This window comes from Sphingopyxis sp. YR583, from assembly GCF_900108295.1.
Lineage (GTDB): Bacteria > Pseudomonadota > Alphaproteobacteria > Sphingomonadales > Sphingomonadaceae > Sphingopyxis.
In genome coordinates, this window is sequence record NZ_FNWK01000001.1 from 621,888 (window position 1) to 641,924 (window position 20,037).

A 20,037-nucleotide genomic window follows, 5' to 3' on the forward strand; every position below is an offset into this window, starting at 1 on the left:
TGCTGGCCGGGTCTTTCATCGCGCACGCGCACGGGCGATGAAAGACCCGGATCGGGCAGACCTGCGGACCGGGCGGCGCCCTACTGGATTCGCGCCCGGACGTAGAAGCGACGCAGCGCTGCCCGCTCTTCGGGCGATCCGCCGACCATCTGCCATGTGACCCGCACGAGATGTTCGCCATCGGCGACCGCGGTGTAGCTTTGTTCGATGGGGAGCGCCGCCTTGCCCGGAGCGCCCACCGCGACCTGCAGCCCGCGCGCCGAGGTGAGGCTGTAGCCGAAGACCTGCCCCGCGCGCAGCATGATCCGGTAGTCGCAATGCTGCGACGCAGGAAGTTGCCCCTCGAAGAGCAGGCCGCGGCTCTTGCTGCTGGTCGGCGACATCTTGCAGACGGGCGCAAGCACCGCGAGCGGGCCAAGGTCGGCGCTGATGCCGTCGAGCATCTGGGTGACCGCCGGCGGCTTTGCGATCGTCGCGCCCGGACTGCGGTACACGGTTGTCACGCCCTCGCGGCGAAGGCCGATCTCGAGTCTCTCGTGGCGCTGATCGATGATGAGATAGGCGCCGTCGCGGCCCGCGCCGGCGGCTCGTCCGGTGATCCAGAAGATGCCCTTCTTGTGCTGGAGGACATTGCTTTCGGCCATCAGCGCCATGAAGCTGTCATAGTCTTCCCCGGTGAGGTCGCGCAGATGCGGCGCAATCACGCTCGAGGTGAACAGGCCGGTCTCGGAGGGACGTTTGCCTCCGAGCCGGTCGAGCTGCGACCAGGGGCCGCCCACATCGCGCCCGGCGGCGGCAACGCTCGGGACCTCGGTCTTGGGTACGATCCAATAGGCGACGACGGCGCTTCCCGCGGTCAGCATGCCGATGATCGCGACATAGACGGCATAGCCGAGATTGTCGGACCCCGATTTTTGCGAGAGCGTCGCGCCGATCGCCGACGAGAAGCGGTTGACCCAGATGCGGACGGCGCGCTGTCCCGGTACCGAGGTGATGCCCTTGAAGAACCAGATGAAGGCGATGAAGCCGAGAACGGCGAGCACGAGCACGAAGCCGAGCGGGTTCGCGACCACCCAGTTGATGAAATCGACCGCGGTGTTCGGCGTCATCTTCGGGCAAGGCGTCGTGGTCGTCCGCATCGCGTCGCAGAGGATCGGCTGGATCTGCACGGCGCCGGCCCAGAGGGCGAAGGCCGAGAGGATCACGCCAACGAGGATGCCGAACAGCTGGAGCAGCGCGCCGCGGTTGGACTCATTAAGCGCGTCGAGCGCCTCGATCGAGGCGCGCACATGATTGAAATCGTAAAGGATGACGCCGTCCTGGGGCACCACCTCTTCCTCGGCACGCCGCGTGCGCCTGACGCGCGCGAGCAGCGACTGGAATGCGTCGGCATAGGCGAGCACGCCGAGCGCCTTCTTGTTGCTCGTCGGCGCGTCGGAATGGCGGAACTCGACGACGACCTTGGCAAGCCCCCGGAGCGTATCGATCCGCCAGCTGCTATCGTCAAAGACAAGCCCTTCGGTGTCGATCCGGTGGAGATCGAGAAGCTGATCGGTCTGCGGATCGTGATGATAATGGCGGTGCGTCAGGTCCTTGAGGCAGAAATAAATCTGCGACGGCAGGATTTGGGCAGCGAGCGTCTGGATGGCGGTCGGCGGCCGCACGCCGGTGTCGCGGCCGAGGAACATGTCCATGTCGAACCAGATGCGCAGTTCGCCGGTGCGAAACAGCGCGAAGTTCACGCGGTGACACGCGACTTGCCCGCGCTGCGCATCGGCGAGCGCGGCGACCCGTTCGGGCAGCGCGGCGGCGGCAGCCTCTTCCTCGGTTGTCTCGCAGGCGATGCCGGTGCCGATCGCATCGTCGATTTCGGAAAGCAGAGCGCTGCGCGCTGCGCTCGCCTGGTCGTCGCTGTCGCGCGGGAGGACGAGGACGGCGCCGACGAGCACGCCATGCGGCTCGCTGCGTTCTTCGAGCTTGCCGTCGAGCAGAAACGGCGTTCGGGCCGTCGCCGTGCGCGCCGCAATGACATAGTCGAGCGTGGCGGAGCGCCGGAAATGTCCGACGAGGCGGCCCGGCAGCGGGAAGTCCTCGGCCGAACGGCGGCGATGGATAACGATCGCGCGCCCGCCGTCGCGGCTGCGATGATTGAGCGCCTGCGCTTCGCCGCCGGCGCAGATCAGCCCGAAGGAAAGATGCCCCGATACGTTCGGAACCCAGCCGGCGTAGCTGTAAGGCGCATCGATCCAAGGATAGGTGCCCGTCTCGGGCAGATGAAAATTCGTTGCCACTGCCACCCGTCCCCCGACGCCCCCCGTCGGACGGTCAGATGAGCTCCGATGAGGGAGCGCGGGTCTGGCGGATGTGGACGAGTTCGCCGCCGCGGGCTTTCAGCTCGAGACCTTCAAGCTCGTGCATGGTGGCGCCTGCGGTCGTGGCCGGGAGGCTGCCTGCCGCCCAGTTGCGGACGCCGTACCGCTTGCGACGCAGCCGCTTGATTTCCTTCTTCCCGTTGCGCAGCGCGCCAAGGAAGAGGGTTCCAAGAATGACGGAAAGAAAACCGAAGAAAATGGCGAGGATGGTCAACGCGATCTGCATGGCAAAAGATCCAACGCTCCCTTCGCGCGAATGTTCCTCTGATTCGTGAAACGGCCCTTTAGAGGAAAGGGCATCCCAGCGCAAGCCACATCCTCGGCCCCGCCCTATAAGTCAAAGCGCTGCATGAGCCCCTTGCGGGCAACGCTCCGCCTTTTTCTACCCTGATATCAATAGATGAGTTCATCGATCCGTGCGGCACGATGTCCCGTTTCACTTTCCCGTTTCAGGACAAACGTGCGCGATTACTTGAGCGTTAAACAACTCGCAGAACCTTCGGTGCCGCGGCGCCCTCCACCATGGCAGGTCCGCCCGCACTCATTCTCCCCCGCCTCGCTTCGGGGCGGACCTCATCCCTCGAAACATTCACCGAAGAAAGAACCGCGCTCCCGGCAAGCCCGCCGCGGGGCGGCGTGGGTGCGGCAAGGCAGGGGCGGCCGCGCGCAGCGGCGGCCGGAACGGCGCAAGGCGCCGTTTGCCCGGCGACGCCGCGCGCCGCTGCCCCGCAAGGACAGCGCGCCGGGTGCGCAGCGCGGCCCGAACGACGCGCGATCCCTGGCGGCGGTTTCCGCCGCCAGAGTGCGCCCAACAGCTGCCGCGCTCCGGTCCGGAGCGCCGACAAGGCCGCGGCGCGGCCGTCCCGCCGGCACAGCCGGCGGGAGCAAGACCTCAACCGTTGAGGCGGTCCTTCACGGCCTTCGCCGCCGAGAAGCCGAGCTTCTTAGACGCCGCGATCTGGATCGTCGCGCCGGTCGAGGGATTACGGCCTTCGCGCGCGGCCGATTCCTTGACCTTGAACTTGCCGAAGCCGTTCACCGAGACTTCCTCGCCCTTGGCGGCGGCGTCGGCGATCGCGGCGAAGACGGCATCGACGGCCTTCTTGCCTTCGGCCTTCGAAAGACCGAGCGAGGCTGCAACGCTGTCCGAAAGTTCGGCGTGGTTCATATGGTATCTCCTGAGGCGCGCGGGGACATCCCGCGCGGCAGGGCATTTAGACAGCGCCGAGCCCCCTAGCCAGCGCCAAAAAAGACAGGCTGACGCCGGATCGCGTGGCCTGGCACCAAGCGTCGAGCCCGTTTACGAAGTTCGTCCGGAGCGGGGCGGATCATTTCCGCACCCTTATTCGTCCCAAGGATGATTATGACAAGTCGGGCACAGAACGAACGGGTGCGCGAGGGGGCAGTTCGATTTCCTCACCGCCTATGTCCGCAAAACGCGCGCGGATTGTGGCGGATAGACCGGAGGACGGCCGAGCGCCGGGCGCTAAAGCCGCTCGAAGGTTATTCCGCGCTTCTTTTTTCATCGAATGGCCTGCTCCGCCTTCTGACGCCTCAAACGATATTTGAACGCATCGTCGATATTCCGAATGGTCAGGATTGCCACGCCAAATCTCCGAATGCTCATTGCAATCATCGCCTGCAGAAGATTCCCCTCCGCGACCCCAATATTCCGCCCGCCGAGCGCGCGCGCCGGCGTCAGTCTCCTCACCGTCGCACGCGAAAAGCGGTTCCAACCGTTCCGTATCGCGATGCCCAAAAGCGGGTCAGCCCGCGCCGTCTGCGCTGCCTACAACATCTTGCGCAGCGACAGCTTGACGGTTCGCCCCAGCGGGTCGAGTTCGTCGCGCGTGAACCCTGCCGGGGTCTGCCCGTCCCGGTCGACGACGCGCACGCGCTGATCGAACAGATTGTCGACATCGAGCGCAAGACGCAGTCCCTTTGCCCAGGCGCCATCGTCAATCCGGCCCATATCGGCATAGAGACGAACGCCAACCTCGGTCTTCGACGAAAAATCGAGCCGCGTACCGGGGAGGCGGTCGACGCCGTCGCTGCGCGCCGTCGTCGGCGAGGCCCAGCGGCCTTCGAGCGCGAGCCCGCCGACACCGCGCAAGCTGAGCCGGGCACTGGCGGACAGGCTGTGCCGCGGCGCCCCTGCCCCCCCGTCGCCGCGGAGCCGGTCGAGCGGCGCGAGCCCGTCGCGCAGCACGATTTCGTCGGCGAGCTTCCAGCTATGGCTCAGACCGAAGGCAAGAGCGGTCTTCTGCCTGTTCCCCATTCCCCGCCTGCCGGCGGGGCCAGTGCGGCGCGCTTCGGTGGCATCATCGCCGCCGCCGTTCCCCCCGTCCCGCCCCGGATCGTCCCGCGCCGCATTGCCGCCAAGCCCGAGCGTCCAGCCGACATTCGTGGTCAAGGTTTCGCCAAGCGAACGGGCGATGTTGATCGGGCGCGCGTCGATGCGCTCGAGCCTGCCGTCGACCGCGCGTAAGAACCGCTCGGGATAGGCCGCTTCAACTGCGGCTGTCAGCGCCGGCAGCGCCCCGACCGCCCCGCGCTCCTCGCTCCGGCTATAGGCGAGCTGCGCGGTGAAACCTTCGAGGAAGGCCGGGCGCGCCATGAGCCGGATATCGATCGCCTCCGACACTGCATCGCCGAGCGCCGGGTTGCCGCCAGTCACGCGTATGACATCGACGCGCTCGCCGGCAACGAAGTCATAAACCCGGACATTGGGGGTTTCGACGAGCGGCGCATCGATCTGGTCGCGCTGCGGCGCCGAGGTCGAGCGGCGGAGCATCGCATTCACGCTCAGACCCTCGAGCGGCGCCCAGGCAATACCGGCATTGAGCCGCGTGCGCGCGGGCTCGCGCGCTGCGATCGTCCCGCCCGCGCCGAGCTGGAGCGCGATCGTCCCCAGCGCAGCAAGCGGCCCCTCCTCCCCCACGACAGGAAGACTGATCGACATCGTCCCGCTCGCGGTACTGCGCGCGACCGCGACGTCCGGCACCGGCCCGCCGATTTCGGTGTTCGTGCGATTGACTGCGCCGTCAGCGGACAGCGACAGATGCACCGGACCCGCGGGAAGCCGCGCGACGATCTTCGATGCGGCGAAAGTGACGGCGGCGTTATGGCTGAGGGTGCGGCGTGCGTCGACCAGCGGAGACAGCGAGCCCGCGACGAAGGGGTTTGCGGCTCCCGAATCGACCTTGGCTTGAAGCGCTGCGCGATCTGCGCCGAGTTCGATCCGCGAGCGCGAGAGCGTCAGATCGTACGAGCTACCCGCCGAGAGCTGCCAACCGCCGAGCGGCCCGGCAAGTGTTGCGGCGAGCGAGGTACCGAGACTGTCCTGCCGCCCGGTAAGCGGACGCGCGGCGGCATGATCGACGATTACGTCGCGCGAGAATGGCGACCAGCCATTATCCGCAGACAGGAGGAGGCTGGTGCCGGTGAGGCCGAGCAGGCTCTCGCTCGACGATGCCCGGATGTCGATGGCGAGCGACGCCTGGAAGCGGCCGAGCGGACGGGCCATATCGGCCGCAATAGAGAGCGAGTGAGCGCTTGGCAGGATCGTGCGATAGGCGCCCTCCCCGCCCGCATGTCCGTCCCCGACAGCCACGAAGTCGGCGAGCGCCGGCGCGCCTGCCAGCCCTGGCGGGACCGCCGCGGCGATCACCGGATATCCGGCGACGGCGCTGAGCGCGGGATCGATTTCGGCGCCGGAGACCGGAGCCCGCACGCGCGTGCCCACGGCGAGCGCGTCCTCCGCTAGCGGGATGTCGCGGGCGCTTTCGAGCAGCCGGTCGCTGCCGCGCGCCTCGATCCGCAGCGAGCCGCGCCGGGTGCCGGCGATCGAGACGCGCTGCACCGAGATGTCATAATTGCCGCCGCCGCCCTGCGTCGCTCCCGAAGCGCCTGCCTGGACGGTGCTGCTCGCGAAGCGCCGCTTGAGGATGATGTTCACCAGCTGGCGACCGGGCTCGAACCCGTAGATCGCCGCGGCCGCGGGCGGCAGCACCTCGATGCGTTCGATCGCCTCGGGTGGATAGGAGCCGATGCCCGCGCCGTCGACGCGCTCGCCGTTGACGAGGACCACGGGTTCGCTCGTACCGGTTCGCGGCCCCAGCGCCGAGAGGAGCTCGGCGATGCTGTCGGCGGCGTAGAGCTCGACCTCGGCCGCCGATATCTCGAAGTCGGGGGCGACGCGCGCGGCAGAGCGCGCCGTGGTCGGCGCGGTCACGACGATCTCGCCGTCCACAGCGGCGTCGTCGGCGCTTGCCGGCAGGTCCGCGGGCGCCCCGGCCCCTGCCGCCACCGGGCCCGTCGCGGCCGGATCCTCCTGCGCCACGGCAAAAGAGGGCACATTTACGGCTAGGGATGCGCCGAGCAGCAGCGCCGCGCGCAAGCCGCGCGAGCAAGGCAGAAGAGATGGATCAGCGGTCATCGAATATTCCTCCACCCCAAGGACGCACGGGACGGCCGGACCCGCACCGGCCCGGCACGGCCAGCGGGCTGGCAGGCGTTCAAGCGCGTCCCGCACGCGACGAACCGAACGCGGCAAGCCGGATATGACAAGGTGAATATCGTGAGCGGACACCGCCGCACCGCACCCAAGCCGCCGATGCCGTCCCGCCGTCGCTTCCATAATGAAGACCGGGGCGGCGGAGAGACTGGAGATGCGCCGCGAAGGCGCGTCCATCGCCGCTGTGTCACCGTCGCCGCTCCCGGGCGCGATCGCCGGGTCGCATTCCCGCGATCGAACAGCATCGCGTTATGAACGCAGTGGCCAGCGACAGTGGAGGAGCGATGGTCCGGCAGCAACAGGCGACCAGCGCGATCGCGACGCATCATTGTCGAGGATGATCATGGCGGGGATGCGTGCGCCGGCGGGATCCGACCGAGACGTAAATGCAGTCTCCCGCGCGGCGACACGCGAATGGGCGCACATGGCTGCGGCAAACCCGAGGATTTCCGCGACGTCTGCGCGGAGACTGGAACACCGCCACGCGAGCGAAGTTTCATGAGCAAGAGACAATATCTGGCGCAACTTTGCCGCGCTCCGTCGGTTGCTCGAAAAGCAGATCGAGACCGTAGAATGTTGCTCGAAAAGCAGATCGAGACCGTAGAATAATGACGCGCCACGGGAAAACCGGTGGCGCCGCGAAAGGAAGACCGAGCAAACGGGCGGTAGCCCGATCGATACCCGATGGCGCAGGGAGAGCGCGAAATTCGAACGAAGGCGGGTTCCCGATGGCAAGGCGCCGAAGCCGGGCACTCCCGGCACCCAAAACAGATCCCCGCCGCCCTTATCGGCAAACTGGGTCCGCTTCGCGGGCCCTTTTTCTTTCAAGCGCGCTTATTGCGGAGAAAAGGAAACGCCGCCTTCCTCAACCGAAAATTGCGCGCAGGCATTTGATGACCGGCCACTCTCGATATCCGCGCGCGGGGCGAAGAGGCAAATGCGAACTTCATCGGTGCGCCCATAGCCTATGTCCTTAGGACATAGGCTATGGGCGCACCCGCGTGTGGTCAAGCCACCCGCCAAAATATGGGGCGGTTGGCGAGGCATCGGTATCGGGTATCGGACATGTGCGAAGCTCCTTTTGCTTCCGATCAAGGGATGCCGGCCCCGCCTTTTGCGCAGCGCGCCGCGACAGGCACGCCGCCTTTCGCAGCCGTCATAAGGCGCGGGTACGCGCTGCACCGGCCCAAACCTACAGACATGCAAAAAGCGCCCGCCCCACAGGGGCGAGCGCTTTCCATCATCCGGTTATGGTCAGGCCGGGGCGTTGAAAGGGGCCGCCCCGATTCTGACCGCCCGGCTTATCGTGCGGCGACGGTCTTGTCGCCTGCAGCTGCGGCAAGACGCGGACGGCCGGCGTGCGCTTCGGCGATCGCGACCTCGACCTTCGCCTTGGCCCGCTCGGCCGACGCCTGCTGACACTTGCGCGCCGCAGCGCTCTGGCGCAGGTCGCGGGTCAACCGCGGGCATGCCTGGCGCACGGCCTGACGGATCCGCCGTTCGAGGGTTTCTACGCCTGCGGGGTTGGTGAGGTCGAGGTCGGCGTGGTTGACGAGCACGCGCGTGGGCTCGTCGGCGGCCGGCGCCGCCAATGCCGGCGTGGCGGCAAGGAGGAGAGCGAGGGGAAGAAAGCGAACGGTCCGATGCATGGAATGATTTTCCTTCGTTGGGCGTGGAAAGCCGACACCGATGCCGCCCCCACGCCAACGAGACGTTTGGGAAGGGCCGATCCGCAACCGATTCCGTAAAGGAATTTTCGACCCCGCCTGTCCGCAACGAGGACAATAGGAAGAACGGGCGCGGCAGCGCCCTATTCCGGACCGCCGCCCCTGCCCGGCACGGCGTCCGCCGCCGACGACGGCCATTCGCCCGGCGCATCGAACAGCACCGAGGAAAGCCCCTCCCCGACCGTCCAGCGCGCGCGCTCGAGATGCGAGCGCCAACAGCGCTCCGCCGCATCGGGGTCTGCCCCGACGTCGAGCAGCAGGATATCGGCGGCGGCAGCCGCCCAGTCATGGCCACCATCAGCAGCGTCAAGCAGCCGCGCATAGGTCAGCATATGCCGCCTATCATAGTCGGTTACGGTCGCCGCATCGGGCGCCTCAGGAGACAGCGATGGCATTGCCCGGGGAAGAATAGTCAACAGCTACGCTCTCGTATCGCCGATGGAGTATTATAATACGTAGCATCAAAATGCCCGCCTGTCCTCTAAGATCGGGATGGACGTACGAAAACTCGTGGGCTGCAATGTGCATCGCTATCGCAAGGCGGCCGATCTGAGTCAGGAAGAGGTTGCAGCGCGGATGGGTGTCGACCGGGCGCATGTCGGGTTGATCGAGCGCGGCGAACAGAATGCGACCTTGCTGACGATCTGGAGTCTTTGCGAAGCGCTGAATGTCAGGCCGCAGGCGCTGTTCGACGAGGATTATTATCGCGCGCACTGCCAATAGGCCGGCACGCCTTTCGCGGATATCAGGGCGTTCAAAAGCCGCTTAGTAAGGCTCTTCAAAACAACCCTTCCTGACGAGCGAAGTCACGGTGCTTGGCAAGGGTTATTTCCTGGTCCCGGCTTCACTGCCTCAACCGGATGCGAGCATGGCGGCAGGCCCCCCGGCCCACATCGCATGCGCGGCATCGACAAGCCGGCGGGCGCGCGACTTGATCCATTCGCCGTCGCCGGGCCATCCCTCCGCACAGACGATGCCTGTTCCGATCGCGCGGAGCGACGCGCCTTCGCCAAGCGCGTCGATCGTCCGCAGGACACGGACCGCGCGCGCGCCGTCGATCTGGAACAATGGAGACGGCGCGGGAAATTCATCTTCGAGCAGCCATGCGCGGAGCCGCCGGAATTCGGCCAGCCGAAGCGGAAAATGGCTTCCGAAGTCAGTGCCGAAGCAGAATGGCGCAATCCCTGCTCCATCGCGCTGGACGAGATCGAAGCAAAGCCCGCTCCCGCTCTCTCCAATCAGGCAGTGCCGAACCGGGCCGCCGTCAACCACCCATGTGTTCGACAGACGCGGCAGAAAGTCGGCGAGATGCTCTGCCTCCTCACCCCAGAGACAAATGACCGAGGGATCGAGCGCGCGCGACCAGAGCAGCCGTGCGCCGGGCGCACGCCTCCCCGGATCCTCAGCGAAAGTGAAGCCCCCAGCGCGCGGTGAATTCGGCGCGCGCCGCAGGCAGGACGGGTTCGCTCACCCGCGCCGCGCCCGGTTCGCACGCCGCCGCCTCGGCATAGCCCGGCGTGCGGCGGAGTAGTTCCCAGGCGAGCCCGCGCCGCCCGCATGCTTCTAGACCTGCATAGGCGCCGGCTTCGCGCCAGCTGCCCGGCGGCAGTGCTGGCGTCAGCTCAATCTTGGCCATGGCCTGCCGCACCGCGCTGCGCGGCGACATGCGCGCGGAGGGCCGCTTCCTGCTCGGGCAGCAACGCGTCGACCGCCGCGACATGCTCGCGGTGCTCGCCGCCTAGCAGGTATGACGGGCAGCGCCCCTCGACATTGCCGAGGTTGGGACGATGCTGCGCGTAACCGACGAGCGCCGCGAGATCGGGATCGAACGCCTTGGCCGCCTCGGGCGGATAGATGAGCCATGGCAGCTCGAAGGGTTTGAGCCAGCCAAGACAATAGCTGACGACGATGCCGCGGCGCGGCGCACCGCTCGCATTGCCGCCCGCGCCGTGGAGCGTGCCGCCGAGCCAGAGCAAGGCGTCGCCGGGCTGACATTCGGCCGCGACGGCATCCGCCTCATCGAACAGGCCACTGCCTTCCGCCTTGTGGCTTCCGGTCCAGAGGCGCGTCGCGCCATTCTCGGCGGTGAACGGCACGAGCGGCCACATCACGTTGATCTGGAAGTTCATCCCGCCCTTCGCGATCGGCCAAAGGTCATGATCACGGTGCGGATATTGGGCGAGCGCGCCGGGATGGATTTCGATCGCCTGGGTGAGATTGAGCGCGATCCGGTCGCAGCCGGGTCCCAGCATATGCTCGGCGAGCAGCAGGATCGCGGGATGCATGACGAGCTCACGCGTTGCCGGCGCGCGCGTCAGCAGTCGCCCGAACCGCTTGGTGCGCTCGCCGAAGAAATCGCCGACGCAAAAGGGCGTCGCGGCGAAATCCGCCGCCAGCATCGCGTCGATCCCAGCAATCACGCCCGGCGGCAGCGCATGGCGGACGAGACACCAGCCGTCGCGCTCCAGTCGCACAGGCGCGCTGTCGGGCGTGAACGCGCCCTTCACTGCCCCGCTCCGCCCATGCCCGTCACAGCCGCCTCCGCGCCGTTCACCGCCACCATATCTTCAAGCCGGTGAATGCAATTGGCGTCGAGATGCGCGGGCGTGTCTTCGCAGATATCGATCGCGAAGGCACCGAGGCGGCCACCGCCCATATCCTGCCCCGGCCCGAGCGCCTCGCCCTGCCAGCCCATCGCGAGCACCTGTTCGCGAAAGCGCGCGGTCACCACGCCGGTGAAGCGGCGGATGCCATGTTCGAGCGCATGATCGACCATCGCGCGGATCAAGCCATTGCGCAGTAGCCGCCGCTCGCTCGCAAGCTCGGTGGCGGGAAGGCAGAGGCGTGTGATCTCGAAAATGTCGGGCCCGACCGGCACGCCGTCCGTGCAAAGCCGCTCAAACATCGAGCCGAGAAGGTGCGGCCGCACGGAGGGCAAAAGGCGCATCGAGGCGCGATGCAGCCCGGCATCGTTCGCGACGATGATATAGGTTGCATAAGCGTCGTCGAAACGATCGATCTCGAAGCGCTCGTCGACGACGTCGAGATCCCAGTCGAGCAGGTCGACGAACAGGCGCTTGCGCGCTTCGAACATCGAGTTGAGGAGAGGCTGTTCGTGTGGTTCGCCGAGCCCTGCGATAATATGGATCATGTTTTGCTCCCTTGGAATTGAGCTCCAAGGAAAGCGGAAAACGCGACCCCTTATCAGTCGACCAAATGGAGGTATTTGCTGGGCAGAACTTCGTGCACGCCGACCTCGCCATCGAGCACCGCGGAGATGACGAGCTGGGTACGCGTGTGCGCCTCGTAGAGCTCGGATGCGCGCTGGATATAGGTTTTGACGGTGAAGTCGCTGATGCCGAGTTTGCGCGCGATCATCTTGTTCGACAGGCCGCGACCGATGAGGACGATACAGTCGCGTTGCCGGGGCGTTAAACGCGCTACGCGAAATTCGCGAAGCCGTCCCCCGAGCATGATCCGCCGCGCCGCCTGAAAGGCATAGCTGCCGACAAGATGGGCGGGCCCTACGAAACAGCGCGCGCGATCGGGATCGCGCGGCCCGCTGAAATGACAGGAACCGCTGCGCTCGCCCAGAACGAAGGACGGAACGGTGACACCATCGCTCACCCCCTCGCGCGCACCGGCCTCGATAAAGCGGCGGTGCCGCCGGTCGACCGTGATCAGCTCGCCGATCTGATCCCAGGCGAAGCAGGCGTCGGCGGCGAGACAGGCGAGCACGACCGGATCGTTGCGATAGAGCTGCTCCGCAATGTAGCGCTCGGCATAGACTGCGGGGTAATTCTGCATGTGAATTAGGCCCGGCGAACGTGACCGCGCATCGTCGTGATGGATCATCGCATAATGACGAAAATCCATGAAGCGCGCCGCGCCTTCGAGCAGGTCCTCGATCTCGCCAAGGCACGTCGCCGCGCGAACCGCGACGATGAAATCATCGGCAAACTCAAGCGCTTCCAGCCTGTCACGACAGGGCATCAGGAGGGACAAAGGGCCGGACGAGCGGCATCAGGGAAAAAAAGGAAATACATTCGCACAACGGCCCAACGTGCGAGAGTCGGATGTCCGCACATTGCCGGACGATTATTCAGCAATCGGGTTCTGGTTCCGCGCATGATCGGCGCCCGAGGCGCTACCCCTGTACCGGGCTTCCATACAGGAGCAGGCAATTCAACCTCGCCGCGAATCGGGCCATTACGGCGATAACGCGCCACCGCAACGGCGGGCATCGGGCGCAAGGTTACGAACGCGATGGAGTATTGAATGCCTGAGGTTTCGAATGAGCTTTTATGGCTGATCGCGATCTGCACCGGATCGGGCTATGCTATCGCGGCCATTATTCGCGAAGCCTGTCAGGGTGCCGCCACCATAATAAGGGCGCGACGCGGCGACACGGAACTCCCTCATGGCGGACCTTCCATGCGCGGGCTGTTCATCGGCTTCACGCGACCAGGTGCCGGCCCGGGTCACGGAGCCGACGATGCTGGTTGAACCACGCCCACCCAAGCGACGGCGACGATCCTGCGAGCCTACGACCTCGTCGCCCTACTTCATATCTGTCTGGTGCGGTTTCCGAACCGGTCGATGCGAAGAGACGGCCCCCGACGCGCCCCAACTCCTGGACATGGTGTCGCCATCCGCGCAGAGACTCGGCATCTTCTCAGGAAAGCGTGCGCCGAACATCCTTCAGGAGAAGGGAGAGGTGATAATTGTCGGTGAGCGACGGCCCGAACCCATAGCGCTCGTAGAATTCCCTCGCATCATCGTCCTTCTCATGAACGACGATCGCACGTATGCCACCCAGCTCGGCCGCCTGCAAGGTCCGCAGCACTGCATCCTTGAGCAGACCCGCTCCAAGCCCCTTGCCCTGATAGCCTATCGCGATGGCCAGCCGCGCGATCAGAATGATCAGCACGGGATGCCTTGGCATTCCCTTGGTCAGCCGTTCCGGAGCATCGTCATACGCCACTTCGCCTACGACCAAACTATAGAAGCCGACGACGCGCTCTCCATCCATCGCCACATAGCTATTGGCAGAACCGGTCTGCTGGCTCTGGAGAGCGTGACGATCCAGAAAGCGGTTCAGCGGCTCCTTGCCGCAATCGAAACCGGCGACCACGTGGGTACGCGCGAGCTTTTCAATGCGCAGCGCACCCACTCTGGCACCGCTCATTTTGCGCGCGGTTGCTCAAAAACACTCGGCTCGCTCAGCAACTTCCGCAATGTCTCGACTGGCTTGGGGGGCGCATCCAGGGCCGTCTGAAACGCATCCCAACGCTCGGCATCGAGACCGAATATTGTCCGGTCGGGAAGCGTCTCGGCTGCGCGCGCGAGGGCGCTTTCGATCACGAATTCGCTCACCGAGCGCGAACTCGCCAGCGCCGCCGTTTGCAGAATGCGCTTGGCGCTAGCGGTAAGACGCAGATCGAGTTTTTCAGTACGGGCAGCAGCGCGAGGCATTGGGAATCTCCTTGCCGCCGATATAGCAATTTCGCCCGACATTGTCGTGACAATTCCTGCTTATGAAAATGCGCACGACACCGATGATGAGAGCAGCCCGACCGTCGGCAATGACGTCAGCCCTTGCTCGACCTCCATCGGGGCCCGGAGTCCTCCATAGCGACGCAAGCCGTTATCCCACATATTCACAAAATTCAAAAATGCGGGATAATGCTTCATTTTACTGATCTATTACTCAGTTCAAGAACATGTTATCCCGCATAATGATCAATTCGGACATATGCGGGATAACGCCATGAATGCGATGAAACCCTTTACCGACGAGCAGCTGCGGACGCTTATCAACCTGCGCCAGCGCTATGAGGGCTGGATCGACGCGGAGCGACGTTGGGCTGCCCTGCCCTATGACCTCCGCCGCAAGGAGGTCAAAGGCCGTGCCTATCTCTACGAGATCTTCGACCGGTCGGGCAATGGGCGCAGCCTTGGACCATGGTCGGACGAACTCGAAGCCCGGTTCGAGGCCTATCGCGCGGCCAAGGAAGATATCAAGACACGCCGCGAGGCGAGCCGGGGTCCGCTGGACGAATCGGCGAGGCTGGCGCAGGCGCTGCGTATCCCGATGATCGCAAGCGAGGCCGGACCGATCCTGCGCGAAGCCGATCGCCGCGGACTGCTGGACGGCTCGTTGCTGGTCGTCGGCACCAATGCCATCGCCGCCTATGCCCTGGAAGCCAACGGGTTTATTCGCGAGCTACCCGACGAGACGGCGGATTTCGATCTCGCGTGGATCGAGAGCGATACGACGCGCGACGAGCAGGTTTTGTGGAACATGCTGAAGGCGGTCGACCCCACCTTCACGGTCAATACCGAACGCACATTCCAGGCACGCAATGCCAAGGCCTATGAGGTGGAAGTGCTGGTGGCGCCGTCGCGCGCCGGCACAATGGCGCGCACCGACCGCCCCCGCCCCGTACCGCTTCCCGAGCAGGAATGGCTGCTGAACGGCAAGGCCGTCGACCAGGTGCTTGTGTGCCGTGACGGAAGCCCGGTCCGCATCGTGGCACCCGATCCGCGATGGTTTGCGCTGCAGAAAATCTGGATGTCGGAGCAGGCGAAGCGCAATCCGCAAAAGCGCGGCAAGGACGCAAAGCAGGGAGCGCTATTGCTCGACGCGATCGAGATCGCGATGCCGCATTATCCGCTTGACGAGAATTTCGAGTGCGGCCTCCCCGGCGAGCTGGCACCGCTCTACCTCCGCTGGGCGGAGCAACGCCCCCAGAGGCGGGCACCCGGCTGGTGAGAAAAGGCACGTCCGCAATGGGCCATATTTCAGGCCCGCTATGGATTCTATTTCCCGGCATCGCTCTAACAGCCCCCCCCCCCCAAAAAAATACCGGTCGGTTCAGATGCCTGCGAGACAGGAACCGGATCGGAGACGATATGTGTCGGTTTCGACTGCGTGCGGGCCGAAGCCGCGCGTCTAGAAGATGTGACGCCAAACTACCACGCTCCGCCCCCGGCGCCCTCGCCCGCGACGGCACCGATCTCACCGCGCCTCGAAATGGGCGCCTATGAGACGCTGTGGCTCGCGCCAAATGCCAGCTTCAAGACGCTCGCCGAGCTCTTCGCGCAAAACCCCGGCAAGCGCCCGTCCGATTTCACGAACCACCCAGACGCCGAAGCGAATGCTTCGCGCGCGCTCGCCAAGTTGCTCGGCGGAGGCGTGCGCAATTTTTCAACACGCATTCACGGCACCGGCGAATATCCAATCCGACTGCGCGACGCGCGCCACCCTGTCGAGCTTCTCTACTATCAGGGTGCGTGGGAGTTGGCGGAAACGCGCGCGGCCGCAGTCGTCGGCACCCGTGATCCCAGCCCCGAAAGCATCAAACGCGCACAGCGCGTGGCGCGTGAACTCGCCGAGCGCGGCATAACCGTCATCTCCGGCCTCGCGCGCGGCATTGACACGGCCGCGCTGCGCAGCGCCATCGAGGCGGGCGGCAAGGTGATCGGGGTCATTGGCACGCCGCTCGGCGTCACTTATCCGCCCGAGAACAGGAAACTGCAGGAACGGATCGCCGAAGAGCATCTGCTCATCAGCCAGGTGCCGCTGCTGCGCTATGCCGCGCAGACGCCGCAGCACAACCGCTTCTTCTTCCCCGAACGCAACGCGACGATGAGCGCGCTCAGCGAAGCGACGATCATCGTCGAAGCCGGCGAGACCTCGGGTACGCTGACGCAGGCGCGCGCGGCGATCTACCAGCGGCGCAAACTGCTCATCCTCGAAAGCTGCTTCCAGCACCCCGGCCTCAAATGGCCCGCGCGCTACGAAGCGCAGGGCGCGATCCGCATCCGCACCTCCGAAGACCTTGCGCGGGCGCTGCCATGATCCGCTTCAGCCAGATCGACGCCGGCAACCGGTGGGCGCACACGATGCTCACCGCGGACGACCTCTGCTATTATCTCTACGAATATACACCAGGGCGCGGGCATGAGAGCAGCTGCACCAACATGCTGATCCGCAACCTCAAGAAAAAGCCGAGCCAGTCGGACAAGCCGGGCTATCGCTTCAAGGACAGGGCGATCGAGCGCTGCGCCGAGCACTTACGCGAAGCGCTCGATCCTCAATGGGCAAAACAAGCCACCTTCATCCCCGTCCCCGGCTCGAAGGCGGCAAGTCACCCCGATCATGACGACCGAATCGAACGGATATGCCGAAACATCGCATCCGACCTCGATGTCCGCCCACTCGTCACGCAGCGCTTCTCGACCAACGCCGCACATGAATCCGGCAAGGGCGGCCGGGTCACGGTCGAGAAGCTCGTCCGCATGTATGAGATCGATGAGACCCAAGCAGACCCCGAACCGCGCGCCTTCGCGATCGTCGACGATGTGCTGACCTCGGGCACGCACTACCGCGCGGTCCAGACTAAGCTTGTCACCCGCTGGCCGGGCGTGCCGATCATCGGCCTCTTCATTGCCCGCCGGATATTCGCGCCGGGAAAAGGCAGAAACCAGACGTGACGCATCCGAAGCCGATCGAACCAGGACATGCTACCAGCGAGGTGCAAGCATCCGGAACGAAGCTGTCAGCTCTCGACCGAGCCATTGTCCGAGGTCTTGCAGACTCCGAGACAGGCCGGACGAAGCCAGCGCAAGAGATATTCGCCAGGCTCGCAAGGGAGATTCCCGGGACAAGCGACTAACACCGGGCAAGCGCCGGGAGTGAGAATGGACGCTCGCACGCAGGCTCAGGCAGCCGCGACGGCGCGGACCTCAATCGCGACACCGAGGCGCCGACGTACCGCCCCAAAAATCGCCGCCAGATTGTCCATGCTGGGATTGCCATTCTCCGACAGCATCCGGTGCAGACTCTTGCTGGGGCGATCAGTCTCGCTCGCCAAAGCCTCGAACCCGAAGGACGCGTTGACGAGGTCGCGGAGGATCAACCGCGCGAGCTGCGGTTCGCCATTGAGGAAGGCCGACGCAGCCTCGTCGAGCATGGCCTTGCCAAAGGCGGGATCGCGCGCGGCGCGTTCCTTCACCGTCTCTTTGAAATCCCGGGTCAACGCCATGCCATCACCTCTTCGCTTTCTTTGTCGCGGCCTTGCGCGCCTTATATTCACCAAGCAACGCGCCGGCGAACGCGATATCGGCCTGCTGCCGCTTCTTCGTCCCGCCCACGAACAGGATGATAAGCTCATCCCCGTCCCGGGTCAGATAGATGCGGTACCCCGGCCCCCAGTCGATCCGATATTCACCGAGCCCGCCGCCGATCCATTTCACATTCGATATGTTACCGAGCTCGAGCCGCAGGACCGCGGTCGCCACCTTGGCCGCGGCCTGATTGTCCACTCTCCCGAACCAGGATCGAAACGGGCAGGAACCGTCCTCGCGCACATATTCCTCAACGATCACTATTCGAGCCCCCAACAAGTAACATATATGTTACCATATGTCTACCCGCTCCGACATCACCGGCCACGCACAGCATCCAGACCCCGGCGCTTGTGGACAACGTGGAGGGGATAGAATTCGAAATAGTCATGCTCGTCGAACCAGGCGCAGACGAAGTCGAAGAGGCGAAGGTTCATGCGGCGCGACAGGGCGAGCGCATAGACCATGAGCTGGACGATCGGCTTTTCCTTCGCCGCCTTGGGCTTGTAGTCGAGGATATGGATCTTGCCGCCGCGCAATTGCACGATGTCGATATGGCCGGTGAGGATATTGCTGTCGTCCAGCGGGACATCGAACCCCGCCACTTCCCGAAAATGCCGGATGTCCTCGGGCGTCAGATAGATGGGCACCTCGACCGCGACGGTGGCGGCATCGACATGGAGCATGAAGCGCTGCAGTTCGTCGTGCCGGCGCTTGTTGACGGTCACGGTCTGCAGCACGAGATGCGCAAGACGGCAGGCATGATTATGCGTAGCCGTGATCGCAACCGCATCAATATCGAACGGCGCCTTGCCCTGCGACGCGCGCGCGTCGGTCGCGAACAGGCTGTGCGGACAGTCGGTCATCATATGCGCGAGATAGATTCCGAGCGGGCGGACCGTCGCATATTCTTCTTGCCCGAGGATCCAGGCGAGCTTCGCGCGGTGGACGCAATATTTATAGACCTGCTTGTGATGGAGGCGGACCGAGCGGACGAGCTGCTTGGGACTATAGACACCCTGCGCCGCACCCCGCACCCGATCATAGCCGGTGAGTTCGCGATATTCGGCGAGCCATGAGCTGAGGGTGCGCCCCGGCACCGCGATCCCGAACCGCTCCTTGATGATCGCCGACGTCCGCTCGCGGGTCTCCCCCGAATAATAGACGATCAGGCTCTCGAGAATGATCTTCAGCGGATAATGTTTGCCCTTGGCGCGGACCGGCAGGAAGGTGCGACGGCATGTCCGGCATTGCCAGCGCTGCACGGTCTCGAAGGTCTTGCGATAGGTGCCCTTCCGGATCAGCGATGCACCGCCGCAGAAAGGACAGGCCTCCAGCACCTCCCCGACCACCGCCGGCAGCGCAGCCCGCCCCCGGACACTCAGCTCCACATCGCGCCGCATGTTCCCTCCCCGACCGAGCCTTCCAAAAAGAAGGACGCGCGACCGCCGGAAGAGCGCAGCCAGACCCGCCAAAAGAAATATCCGAGATGGAGTGTTTTGCCCCGCTTCAGGGCGAGCACAAGGATCGGCACCCGCCCCAGCGACACGATCGGCATGGGCTGCAACAGCGCCGGGGACGAAACTTGGCACAGAGGCGAGCGACAGGATTGGCAGCGATGCGGCGCGCCGAGGCGCAGGGTTTTGCAGCGCGGCGGGCGACAGGTTCTGTATGGGGTGAAAGAGCGTCAGGTGCAGGGCTCTGCACGGGTGGTGGGCGACGGGTTCTGCATGGAGGGGGTGGCAGGAATGGCAGAATTTGGTGCTTTTGAGGGCTTGGGTCAGAAATTTTGACGACCTTTGTGAGGTCGTGGCCGAAATGTGGGATTTTGGGCGCGTGGGTTTAAAGGTTGACCGCTGGCGCTGGAAGCGCCTCTGGTCGCGTCGCCTCGCGGCTCGGCTGGCCGGTCTTCGCGAGGCGTCCTCTCGGACGCGGGTGGAAGTGTGTGCTTAAGGGGGTGTGGGTTTAAAAGGTCATCGACGGTGCGCGGAGCGCACCTCTGGGGTGGCTGCGGTGCAGCCGTCTCGCATAATGCTCGACTCCTCGCCTCGTGGCTCGGCTGGCCGGCCTGGTGTTTGCGTTACGTTGGTGACGGCTATGCCGCCGTCTCCTTGGAACAGTCGGCTCGGTGGTGGGTGGCGCGGCGCGGCGCGGCTCGCGCGCGCGCGCGAGAGAGAGAGAGAGAGAGAGAGAGAGAGAGAGCAAGCAAAATGCCGCCGCGGTAGCGGCGCCAACAAGGGGCTGCGGACGCAGCCGGGGGCTGAAGACTTATTTGGCGCGGTAGCGCCCT

At 65.1% G+C, this 20,037-nt stretch carries 21 protein-coding genes; 5 read left to right on the forward strand and 16 right to left on the reverse strand.

The genetic code is table 11. From position 1 onward, the window contains the following. Positions 1-80 precede the first annotated feature (80 nt). From BLW56_RS02795 to BLW56_RS02825, 6 genes are all read right to left on the reverse strand, one after another. Positions 81-2,291 (reverse strand): hypothetical protein, encoded by a 2,211-nt coding sequence (locus tag BLW56_RS02795; protein WP_143043340.1) that lies wholly within the window; start codon positions 2,289-2,291, stop codon positions 81-83. A 34-nt stretch (positions 2,292-2,325) separates the two neighbouring features. Then, positions 2,326-2,682, reverse strand: a complete 357-nt coding sequence (locus BLW56_RS02800) for a hypothetical protein (RefSeq protein ID WP_177175775.1) — start codon at positions 2,680-2,682, stop codon at positions 2,326-2,328. Positions 2,683-3,264: 582 nt separating this feature from the next. Further along, positions 3,265-3,540, reverse strand: a complete 276-nt coding sequence (locus BLW56_RS02805) for an HU family DNA-binding protein (RefSeq protein WP_093509132.1) — start codon at positions 3,538-3,540, stop codon at positions 3,265-3,267. A gap of 621 nt (positions 3,541-4,161) precedes the next feature. Further along, complete coding sequence (locus BLW56_RS02815) at positions 4,162-6,810, reverse strand: TonB-dependent receptor (protein ID WP_093509133.1); 2,649 nt, start codon at positions 6,808-6,810, stop codon at positions 4,162-4,164. Between the two features lie 1,379 nt (positions 6,811-8,189). Further along, positions 8,190-8,537: a UrcA family protein gene (locus BLW56_RS20515; RefSeq protein ID WP_177175776.1), complete on the reverse strand. Its 348-nt coding sequence runs from the start codon at positions 8,535-8,537 to the stop codon at positions 8,190-8,192. A 161-nt stretch (positions 8,538-8,698) separates the two neighbouring features. Beyond that, positions 8,699-9,010, reverse strand: coding sequence for a hypothetical protein (locus BLW56_RS02825; protein WP_093509135.1), 312 nt, complete (start codon positions 9,008-9,010; stop codon positions 8,699-8,701). Positions 9,011-9,107: 97 nt separating this feature from the next. On the opposite strand from BLW56_RS02825, the gene BLW56_RS02830 reads away from it, so the two are divergent. Beyond that, positions 9,108-9,338 (forward strand): helix-turn-helix transcriptional regulator, encoded by a 231-nt coding sequence (locus BLW56_RS02830; RefSeq protein ID WP_093509136.1) that lies wholly within the window; start codon positions 9,108-9,110, stop codon positions 9,336-9,338. Positions 9,339-9,467: 129 nt separating this feature from the next. On the opposite strand, the gene BLW56_RS21020 is transcribed toward BLW56_RS02830, so the two are convergent. The 5 genes from BLW56_RS21020 to BLW56_RS02855 all read right to left on the reverse strand — a co-directional run bounded on the left by BLW56_RS21020 (position 9,468) and on the right by BLW56_RS02855 (position 12,608). Then, a complete protein-coding gene (locus BLW56_RS21020) occupies positions 9,468-9,887 on the reverse strand; it encodes a DNA -binding domain-containing protein (RefSeq protein ID WP_177175777.1) in 420 nt (139 codons plus the stop codon). 130 nt (positions 9,888-10,017) lie between these two features. Further along, positions 10,018-10,251 (reverse strand): transcriptional regulator domain-containing protein, encoded by a 234-nt coding sequence (locus BLW56_RS02840; protein WP_143043342.1) that lies wholly within the window; start codon positions 10,249-10,251, stop codon positions 10,018-10,020. Further along, the gene (locus tag BLW56_RS02845; RefSeq protein ID WP_093509139.1) at positions 10,238-11,122 is read right to left on the reverse strand and encodes a phytanoyl-CoA dioxygenase family protein; all 885 of its coding nucleotides are present in this window, start codon (positions 11,120-11,122) and stop codon (positions 10,238-10,240) included. Before BLW56_RS02845 ends, BLW56_RS02840 begins: the two co-directional genes overlap by 14 nt. After that, positions 11,119-11,766, reverse strand: a complete 648-nt coding sequence (locus BLW56_RS02850; protein WP_256203266.1) for an acyl-homoserine-lactone synthase — start codon at positions 11,764-11,766, stop codon at positions 11,119-11,121. The genes BLW56_RS02845 and BLW56_RS02850 overlap by 4 nt, the downstream gene beginning before the upstream one ends. Before the next feature lie 53 nt (positions 11,767-11,819). Next, positions 11,820-12,608 (reverse strand): LuxR family transcriptional regulator, encoded by a 789-nt coding sequence (locus tag BLW56_RS02855; protein WP_093509140.1) that lies wholly within the window; start codon positions 12,606-12,608, stop codon positions 11,820-11,822. A gap of 285 nt (positions 12,609-12,893) precedes the next feature. On the opposite strand from BLW56_RS02855, the gene BLW56_RS20295 reads away from it, so the two are divergent. Beyond that, positions 12,894-13,121, forward strand: a complete 228-nt coding sequence (locus BLW56_RS20295; RefSeq protein ID WP_143043343.1) for a hypothetical protein — start codon at positions 12,894-12,896, stop codon at positions 13,119-13,121. Positions 13,122-13,290: 169 nt separating this feature from the next. Here BLW56_RS20295 and BLW56_RS02860 read toward each other — a convergent pair whose 3' ends face one another. Beyond that, positions 13,291-13,788: a GNAT family N-acetyltransferase gene (locus BLW56_RS02860; protein WP_256203267.1), complete on the reverse strand. Its 498-nt coding sequence runs from the start codon at positions 13,786-13,788 to the stop codon at positions 13,291-13,293. A gap of 11 nt (positions 13,789-13,799) precedes the next feature. Continuing rightward, positions 13,800-14,090, reverse strand: a complete 291-nt coding sequence (locus BLW56_RS02865; protein ID WP_093509142.1) for a type II toxin-antitoxin system TacA family antitoxin — start codon at positions 14,088-14,090, stop codon at positions 13,800-13,802. Between the two features lie 295 nt (positions 14,091-14,385). Between BLW56_RS02865 and BLW56_RS02870 the strand changes: the two genes are divergently transcribed. The 3 genes from BLW56_RS02870 (at position 14,386) to BLW56_RS02880 (ending at position 17,114) form a co-directional block, all read left to right on the forward strand. Next, positions 14,386-15,390: a GSU2403 family nucleotidyltransferase fold protein gene (locus BLW56_RS02870; RefSeq protein ID WP_177175778.1), complete on the forward strand. Its 1,005-nt coding sequence runs from the start codon at positions 14,386-14,388 to the stop codon at positions 15,388-15,390. Between the two features lie 189 nt (positions 15,391-15,579). Continuing rightward, positions 15,580-16,479, forward strand: a complete 900-nt coding sequence (locus BLW56_RS02875; RefSeq protein ID WP_256203268.1) for a DNA-processing protein DprA — start codon at positions 15,580-15,582, stop codon at positions 16,477-16,479. Continuing rightward, complete coding sequence (locus BLW56_RS02880) at positions 16,476-17,114, forward strand: hypothetical protein (protein WP_093509145.1); 639 nt, start codon at positions 16,476-16,478, stop codon at positions 17,112-17,114. Before BLW56_RS02875 ends, BLW56_RS02880 begins: the two co-directional genes overlap by 4 nt. Positions 17,115-17,341: 227 nt before the next feature. Here the strand turns inward: BLW56_RS02880 and BLW56_RS02885 are convergent, their stop codons facing one another. From BLW56_RS02885 to BLW56_RS02895, 3 genes are all read right to left on the reverse strand, one after another. Continuing rightward, complete coding sequence (locus BLW56_RS02885) at positions 17,342-17,665, reverse strand: helix-turn-helix domain-containing transcriptional regulator (protein ID WP_093509146.1); 324 nt, start codon at positions 17,663-17,665, stop codon at positions 17,342-17,344. A 4-nt stretch (positions 17,666-17,669) separates the two neighbouring features. Next, entirely contained in the window at positions 17,670-17,990 is a 321-nt protein-coding gene (locus BLW56_RS02890; protein ID WP_256203269.1) for a type II toxin-antitoxin system RelE/ParE family toxin, read from the reverse strand. A gap of 74 nt (positions 17,991-18,064) precedes the next feature. Continuing rightward, on the reverse strand, positions 18,065-19,150 hold the full coding sequence (locus tag BLW56_RS02895) for a PD-(D/E)XK nuclease family protein (protein ID WP_093509148.1): 1,086 nt from the start codon (positions 19,148-19,150) through the stop codon (positions 18,065-18,067). Positions 19,151-20,037: the final 887 nt, after the last annotated feature.

Coding starts and splice junctions, on each gene's coding strand:
- BLW56_RS02805 (WP_093509132.1), bottom strand. CDS start 3,540: ATGAACCACGCCGAACTTTCGGACAGCGTTGCAGCCTCGCTCGGTCTT.
- BLW56_RS02815 (WP_093509133.1), bottom strand. CDS start 6,810: ATGACCGCTGATCCATCTCTTCTGCCTTGCTCGCGCGGCTTGCGCGCG.
- BLW56_RS20515 (WP_177175776.1), bottom strand. CDS start 8,537: ATGCATCGGACCGTTCGCTTTCTTCCCCTCGCTCTCCTCCTTGCCGCC.
- BLW56_RS02825 (WP_093509135.1), bottom strand. CDS start 9,010: ATGCCATCGCTGTCTCCTGAGGCGCCCGATGCGGCGACCGTAACCGAC.
- BLW56_RS02830 (WP_093509136.1), top strand. CDS start 9,108: ATGGACGTACGAAAACTCGTGGGCTGCAATGTGCATCGCTATCGCAAG.
- BLW56_RS02840 (WP_143043342.1), bottom strand. CDS start 10,251: ATGGCCAAGATTGAGCTGACGCCAGCACTGCCGCCGGGCAGCTGGCGC.
- BLW56_RS02850 (WP_256203266.1), bottom strand. CDS start 11,766: ATGATCCATATTATCGCAGGGCTCGGCGAACCACACGAACAGCCTCTC.
- BLW56_RS02855 (WP_093509140.1), bottom strand. CDS start 12,608: ATGCCCTGTCGTGACAGGCTGGAAGCGCTTGAGTTTGCCGATGATTTC.
- BLW56_RS20295 (WP_143043343.1), top strand. CDS start 12,894: ATGCCTGAGGTTTCGAATGAGCTTTTATGGCTGATCGCGATCTGCACC.
- BLW56_RS02865 (WP_093509142.1), bottom strand. CDS start 14,090: ATGCCTCGCGCTGCTGCCCGTACTGAAAAACTCGATCTGCGTCTTACC.
- BLW56_RS02870 (WP_177175778.1), top strand. CDS start 14,386: ATGAATGCGATGAAACCCTTTACCGACGAGCAGCTGCGGACGCTTATC.
- BLW56_RS02880 (WP_093509145.1), top strand. CDS start 16,476: ATGATCCGCTTCAGCCAGATCGACGCCGGCAACCGGTGGGCGCACACG.
- BLW56_RS02885 (WP_093509146.1), bottom strand. CDS start 17,665: ATGGCGTTGACCCGGGATTTCAAAGAGACGGTGAAGGAACGCGCCGCG.
- BLW56_RS02895 (WP_093509148.1), bottom strand. CDS start 19,150: ATGCGGCGCGATGTGGAGCTGAGTGTCCGGGGGCGGGCTGCGCTGCCG.